7 protein-coding genes are annotated in these 6,065 nt (G+C 65.7%); 2 read left to right on the top strand and 5 right to left on the bottom strand.

Translation table 11 applies throughout. The features are described from left to right. Positions 1-931: glutamate--cysteine ligase (locus tag V2B31_RS15925; protein WP_328280315.1), on the bottom strand; the 931-nt coding region annotated here is incomplete at its 3' end. 112 nt (positions 932-1,043) lie between these two features. Continuing rightward, positions 1,044-1,790, bottom strand: coding sequence for a 16S rRNA (uracil(1498)-N(3))-methyltransferase (locus tag V2B31_RS15920; protein ID WP_328280313.1), 747 nt, complete (start codon positions 1,788-1,790; stop codon positions 1,044-1,046). 168 nt (positions 1,791-1,958) lie between these two features. Between V2B31_RS15920 and ubiA the strand changes: the two genes are divergently transcribed. Both ubiA and V2B31_RS15910 read left to right on the top strand, forming a co-directional pair. Then, complete coding sequence (ubiA, locus tag V2B31_RS15915; protein ID WP_328280310.1) at positions 1,959-2,864, top strand: 4-hydroxybenzoate octaprenyltransferase; 906 nt, start codon at positions 1,959-1,961, stop codon at positions 2,862-2,864. After that, positions 2,861-4,318, top strand: a complete 1,458-nt coding sequence (locus V2B31_RS15910; RefSeq protein WP_328280308.1) for a phospholipase D-like domain-containing protein — start codon at positions 2,861-2,863, stop codon at positions 4,316-4,318. Before ubiA ends, V2B31_RS15910 begins: the two co-directional genes overlap by 4 nt. Here the strand turns inward: V2B31_RS15910 and V2B31_RS15905 are convergent. Genes V2B31_RS15905 through V2B31_RS15895 form a run of 3 tightly spaced genes read right to left on the bottom strand, consistent with a single transcriptional unit; the run spans position 4,315 to position 5,998 of the window. After that, on the bottom strand, positions 4,315-5,424 hold the full coding sequence (locus V2B31_RS15905) for a pyridoxal phosphate-dependent aminotransferase (RefSeq protein WP_328280306.1): 1,110 nt from the start codon (positions 5,422-5,424) through the stop codon (positions 4,315-4,317). The genes V2B31_RS15910 and V2B31_RS15905 overlap by 4 nt on opposite strands. 60 nt (positions 5,425-5,484) lie before the next feature. Then, entirely contained in the window at positions 5,485-5,766 is a 282-nt protein-coding gene (locus V2B31_RS15900) for a BrnA antitoxin family protein (RefSeq protein WP_328280304.1), read from the bottom strand. Further along, positions 5,726-5,998: a BrnT family toxin gene (locus V2B31_RS15895; protein WP_328280302.1), complete on the bottom strand. Its 273-nt coding sequence runs from the start codon at positions 5,996-5,998 to the stop codon at positions 5,726-5,728. The genes V2B31_RS15900 and V2B31_RS15895 overlap by 41 nt, the downstream gene beginning before the upstream one ends. Positions 5,999-6,065: the final 67 nt, after the last annotated feature.

The raw sequence follows: 6,065 nt of genomic DNA, 5'->3' as shown, positions 1-6,065 counted from the left end.
AGGCGGTGGAGAGATGATCCTCCCAATCCTTCTCGGTCGGCTTCTCGCCCGGCAGGACCGAGAGCTTGCCGTCGAGGAAATCGCGGAAACTGAGCCCCGCAGCGTCGATATATTTGCCGTCGCGGTAAACGAAATACATCGGCACATCGAGCGCATAGTCGGCATAGCGCTCATAACCAAAGCCGTCCTCGAACACGAAGGGCAACATGCCGGTGCGGTGCGGGTCGGTGTCCGACCAGATATGGCTGCGATAGGAGAGGAAACCGTTGGGCTTGCCGTCGGTGAAAGGCGAGTTGGCGAACAGCGCGGTGGCGAGTGGCTGGAGCGCGAGGCTGACGCGAAACTTCTGCGCCATGTCCGCCTCGCTGCCATAATCGAGGTTGGTCTGGATGGTGCAGGTGCGCAGCATCATGTCGAGACCCATCGAGCCGACGCGCGGCATGTGGCGCAGCATGATCTCGTAGCGGCCCTTGGGCATGATCGGCAGGTTTTCGCGGCTCTTGTCCGGCCACATGCCAAGACCGAGAAAGCCCAGGCCCAGCATGTCGCCGACATATTTGACCTGCTCCAGATGGCGGCCGGTCTCCGCGCAGGTCTGGTGCAGATTTTCGAGCGGCGCGCCGGAGAGTTCGAGCTGCCCGGCGGGCTCCAGGCTGATCGTGCCGTCGGCGCCGGACAGGGCGATGATATTCTCGCCCTCGAACACCGGCTGCCAGCCATAGCGGGTGAGACCGATCAGCAGCGTATGGATGCCGCCCTTCTCCTCATAGGAGGGGGCGTGATGATCCGAGCGGGCATAGACGAACTTCTCATGCTCGGTGCCGATGCGCCAGCGGTCCTTGGGCTTTTCACCCTTGGCGAAAGCCGCGATCAGCTGCTCGCGGCTTTCGATGACGGGATCATTGCCCCCTGAGTCGGTTCTGGTGCTCATGCCCCGCCCTTAATCCTTCCCCCCGGCGCGTCAAACCAGAGCGCGCGGGCGACAGATAAGTTGCGCTACGCTCAAGCGCAACAACATAGCGGAATGAAACTATTTTGAGGGGTCAGCGCCAGTCGCCGTTGATCACCATCCAGGCCGAGGTGGCGGCAATGGCCGCCGTTTCGGCGCGCAGGATGCGCGGGCCGAGCGAGACCTGGACGGCTTGCGGGACGGCGCGGATCGCGTCGCGCTCGGTGGGGTCGAAGCCGCCCTCCGGCCCGACGAGGAAAGCGGCGGGGCCGGTATGCGCGCGCAGCGCCTCCTCTAGCGGCGCGCCGCCGGTCTCGTCGGCGAAGAAAAGGTGGCGGCCGCTGGGCCAGTCCCGCAACAGCACGTCGAGCTTCACCATCTCGCCCAGCTCAGGCAGCGCAGTGCGGCCGCATTGCTCCGCGGCCTCGACCAGATGGGCGTGGAGCCGATCGAAATTGAGCTTGTCCACCACCGCGCGCCGGGTGAGCACGGGTTGAAGCCGCGCGACGCCCAGTTCGCATGCCTTTTCCGCGATCAGGTCGATGCGGCCCTTCTTGATCGGCGCGCAGCAGAGCCAGAAGTCGGGCACGACCTCCGGCGGCTTGGTCTGCGCCACACATTCCAGCACAAGATCGCGCTTGCGGATATCGCGGGCGCGCGCCGCCCATTCACCCGATCGACCGTCGAAGAGCAGGACGATGTCGTCCGCTTTCACCCGCATGACGCTGATGAGATAGTGGGCCGGGTTGCCGTCCACCGGCACTACGACCCCTTGCCCCAACTGCGTTTCGACATGCAGGCGCGGCGCGCTTTGCGGCGGCCAGGCGGGGGTGGCGGTCATTTCGTCTCTTTCGTCCGACTGAACTTGCCCGTAGGCGGCTCTAGTCTTTAGAGGAACAGGGAGCTTCGACAAGCTCAGCGGCTTTTGGAGGAAACGGCAGCCGCGACAAGCGCGACGGTCTTTTTGAGGAATGGCAGCCGCGACAAGCGGCTTTGGCGGAGTGAAGCGTTGAGCCAAACCATCGTCCCGGACAGCGAGGCGCGCGGGCTGCTGGCGCGGTTGCCGGAAACGCCGCGCATCCTGGCGCAGCTCGCCCGGCTGGACCGGCCGATCGGCTGGTGGCTGCTGTTCTGGCCGGGCGCCTGGGCGGTGGCGCTGGCCGGCGGCGGCTTCGCGCGCTGGCCGCTGATCGCGTGGCTGCTGCTCGGCAGCATCGCCATGCGGGGCGCGGGGTGCGTGTTCAACGACATCGTCGACCGCGACATCGACCGGAAGGTCGCGCGCACCGCCGTCCGCCCGCTCGCCAGCGGCGCGATCGGGGTGAAGGCGGCCTGGGCGTGGCTGCTGGGGCTGTGCCTCATCGGCCTGTTGGTGCTGGTGCAACTGAACCTCTATGCGCGGATGGTATCGCTCGGCAGCCTGGCGCTGGTCGCTGCCTATCCTTTCATGAAGCGGATCACCGGATGGCCGCAAATCTGGCTCGGTCTTGTCTTTTCCTGGGCGGCGCTCGTGGGATGGAGCGAGGTCAAAGGCGTGCTCACCATGCCAGGGCTGACGCTCTATGCCGGCTGCATCTTCTGGGTCGTGGGCTATGACACTATCTATGCGTTGCAGGACCGGGAGGACGATGCGCTGATCGGCATCGGCTCCAGCGCTCTGTCGATGGGCCGGCATGTGCGCACAGGGGTGGCGATCTGCTACACGCTGGCGCTCATACTATGGTCAGGTGCGATCTGGCAGGTCCGGCCGCAGGGGCTGGCGCTAGTCGCGCTTCTGCCGATGGCGGCGCATCTGGGCTGGCAGGTCATGACTTTGAAGGAGGACGGCATCGATCCGCTCGTGAAATTCCGGTCCAATCGCTTTGCGGGCCTGCTGATGTTTCTCGCCTGCCTGACCGTGGGGAGCGCCGCATGACCCCGCCCCACCCTGGCGAAGATTGCTGGCGCATCGAGCGGGCGGAGAAGGCCAGCGTCATCATCGACGCCGACGCCTATTTCCGCCACGCCCGCGCCGCGATGATGAAGGCGAAGCATCGCATCATGCTGATCGGCTGGGATTTCGACGCCGCGATCAGCCTGATCCGCGAGGATGAAGCACAGGACGATGCGCCTGTGGTGATCGGCGAATTCATCACCTGGCTGGTCGAGCGGACGCCGGAGCTGGAGATTTTCCTGCTGCGCTGGGACGTGGGCGCGATGAAATCCATGGTGCGGCCCACCAACCTCTTCACGACATTGAAGTGGATGGCGCATCCGCGCGTCACGGTGAAGCTGGACAGCCATCATCCGCCGGCCGCCTCCCACCATCAGAAGATCGTGGTGATCGACGACTGTTTCGCCTTTTGCGGCGGGATCGACATGACCGGCGACCGCTGGGACACGCGCCACCACCGCGACGAAGACCCCGGCCGCCATCATCCCGACGGGTCGCCCTACGGCCCATGGCACGACGCGACGACAGCGTTGAAAGGACCGGTCGCGGCGGCGCTGGGCGACCATGCGCGGATGCGCTGGGCGGGCGCCGGCGGCGATCCGCTGGAACCGATCGGGGGCGTGCTCGATTGCTGGCCCGACGCGCTGCCGGTGATGTTCGAGAATGTCGATGTCGCTATCGCCCGCACCGCACCGAAAATGGACGATCAGGAGGAACTGACCGAGATCGAGGCGCTGTATCTCAAGCAGATCGCGGCGGCAAAGCGGCACATCTATGCCGAGAGCCAATATTTCGCCTCCCGCCGGATCGCCGAGGCTATCGCGGCCCGGATCGCCGAACCGGACGGGCCGGATATCGTCATCGTCAATCCCGAACAGGCTGACGGCTGGCTGGAGCAGCAGGCGATGGACACGGCGCGCGCGCGCCTGTTCGAGACGCTCAAGAGCCGCGACGTCGACGGCCGTTTCCGCATCTATCACCCCTTCACCCAGCGCGGCGCGCCGATCTATGTCCACGCGAAGATATTGATCGTGGACGACCGGCTGATCCGCGTCGGCTCCTCCAACATGAACAATCGGTCGATGCGGCTCGATACCGAATGCGACGTCTGCATCGACACCGCGCTGCCGGCCAATGACGGACAGCAGCCGACGATCCTGCGCATCCGCGACGACCTTATCGCCGAACATCTGGACCTGCCGCGCGAGCGGGTAAGCGCCGTGATCGCGCAGCGCGGGCTGATCGCGGGAATCGAGGAACTGCGGCAGAAGCCGGGGCGCACGCTGCGCCCCTATGTAACGCCCGACCTGAACGAGGTGCAGGCGTGGCTGGCCGACCATGAGGTGCTGGACCCGGAAGGCCCAGACGAGATGTTCGAGCCGGTGAGCGAACGCGGGCTGTTCCGGCGGATGCGGGGCTGGTTCGGGCGCAGCTAAAGCGCGGCGAGAGCATCGGCAATGCGGCCGACGGCGAAGTCGAACCCGTCGGTCTGCTGCGCAAAGCCGAGCCGCATGTGCGCGGGATGGCCGAAACAGTCGCCCGGCGCGAGCAGCACGCCCGCGCTGGCAAGCGTCTGGCAGAAGGATCGGCTGTCCCGCCCGTCGGCGAGCCAGGGGAAAGCGGTGGTGCCGCCCTGCGGTCGGACCCAGGCGAGCTTGCCCCGCGATCCTGCCATCAGCTCGTCCAGCAGAGCGATGTTGACGCCGGCCACCGCTTCGAGCCGATCGAGGATCGCCGAGGCGTGAGTGAGCGCGTGGGCCGCAAGACGCTCCAGCAACGGCGATGCGCTGATGGTGAAATAGCTGCGCGCATCGATGATGCGGGCGCGGCGCTCCGCATCGGCGTCGATCAGCCAGCCGGTGCGCAGCCCCGGCAGCGACAGCGCTTTCGACAGGTCGCTGGTGACGATGACGTTGGGGATGCCGGCCGCTGAGGGCTGCGGCGCGCCGAAGTAGAGTGGATGATAGACCTCGTCCACCAGCAGAGGCACGCCACGCGCCGCCAGCGCAGCGGCGAGCGTTTCGATCTCGCCGCGCGGCATGACCGAACCTGTGGGATTGTGTGGCGTGTTGAGGATGACGAGGCGGGTGCCGGCATCGACCTCAGCCAAAATGGCCTCGACCCGCTGGGTGAAACCGTCGGCGCGCTCCAGCCGGTAGGCGCGAGTGGCAAGACCCCATGCCTGCGCCACCGCTTCATAGGCCGGATAGCCCGGATCGGGCACGACGATGTTGGCGGCCGGCTCGGCGGCGAGGCAGAAGAGGATGGAAAGCGCTTCGGACGCGCCGGTAGTGGCGACGACATGGTCGGGATCGGCGCCATGGAAGGCTGCGATCGCCCGACGAAGCGGCGCGCTCCCCTGCGGCGGCGCGTAGCTCAAGACCGTGTCGGTCAGATCGAGCGGCGCGTCGCCCAGCGCTGCGATCTCCCCCACGCTCCAGCGCGGACCGGTGCTCGACGCGAGATTATAGGCGATCGGCGGCGTGGCGAAATCATGAGCGGAGAGCCAGTGATCGAGCGCGAAGGGAGGTAGGTTGACCATGGCCGCTATCCTCCCCAGCGCGCCGGCGGGAGGCAAGGGCCAGTGCGGCGCGGCTGGCGCTTAGAGTCCGAGGACTTTCCGCAGTTCGGCGTTGATGCGGCTCTGCCAACCAGGCCCGGTGGCGCGAAAGGCATCGAGCACCGCCCGGTCAAGGCGCAGCGTCACCTGCTGCTTGGGATCGGGGGAGGGAGGACGGCCGGGGCGAGTAAGCGTGCCGGAAGCCGGACGAACGACCTGATCGTCCATCCGAATTTCCGCATGCCGGAAAAAGGACGCATCCAGTTCAGGCGCGTCGTCCGGATCAATCCAGGGCTGCTTCGTAGAAATGTCTTTCCCGGTCATTGGCATATCTCATTGAGATGATGCGGCGCGTTTCATCACGGGGCGTCCACACCAATATCACCGCACGGTCTTCGAGATAACCATAGGTGATGTAACGGTCCTCACCATAATCATCGCGATCATCGAGCGCGGTGAGGGTCCGCCCGGCGAAAATTTTCGCGGCATCGGCGAAATCCAGATCTCTTTCCTCCAGAGTCTTTCGCCGCTTCGCCGGATCGAAGCTTAATTCCATCTCCCGCTCCCAACAATTTGGATTGATAACTCAGCGGCGGGAATGGAAAGGCCGTAGCTTCTATGCC

Origin of the sequence: Sphingobium sp. (genome assembly GCF_036170395.1) — a bacterium.
In the GTDB taxonomy this organism is placed as follows: domain Bacteria; phylum Pseudomonadota; class Alphaproteobacteria; order Sphingomonadales; family Sphingomonadaceae; genus Sphingobium.
The sequence above is the reverse complement of the archived record's forward strand: the minus strand, read 5'-3'. Positions and strand labels throughout refer to the sequence as shown.

What these genes read in the sequence shown, in the direction of transcription:
- V2B31_RS15920 (WP_328280313.1), bottom strand. Translation starts at nt 1,790, where the DNA reads ATGACCGCCACCCCCGCCTGGCCGCCGCAAAGCGCGCCGCGCCTGCAT.
- V2B31_RS15910 (WP_328280308.1), top strand. Translation starts at nt 2,861, where the DNA reads ATGACCCCGCCCCACCCTGGCGAAGATTGCTGGCGCATCGAGCGGGCG.
- V2B31_RS15905 (WP_328280306.1), bottom strand. Translation starts at nt 5,424, where the DNA reads ATGGTCAACCTACCTCCCTTCGCGCTCGATCACTGGCTCTCCGCTCAT.
- V2B31_RS15900 (WP_328280304.1), bottom strand. Translation starts at nt 5,766, where the DNA reads ATGACCGGGAAAGACATTTCTACGAAGCAGCCCTGGATTGATCCGGAC.
- V2B31_RS15895 (WP_328280302.1), bottom strand. Translation starts at nt 5,998, where the DNA reads ATGGAATTAAGCTTCGATCCGGCGAAGCGGCGAAAGACTCTGGAGGAA.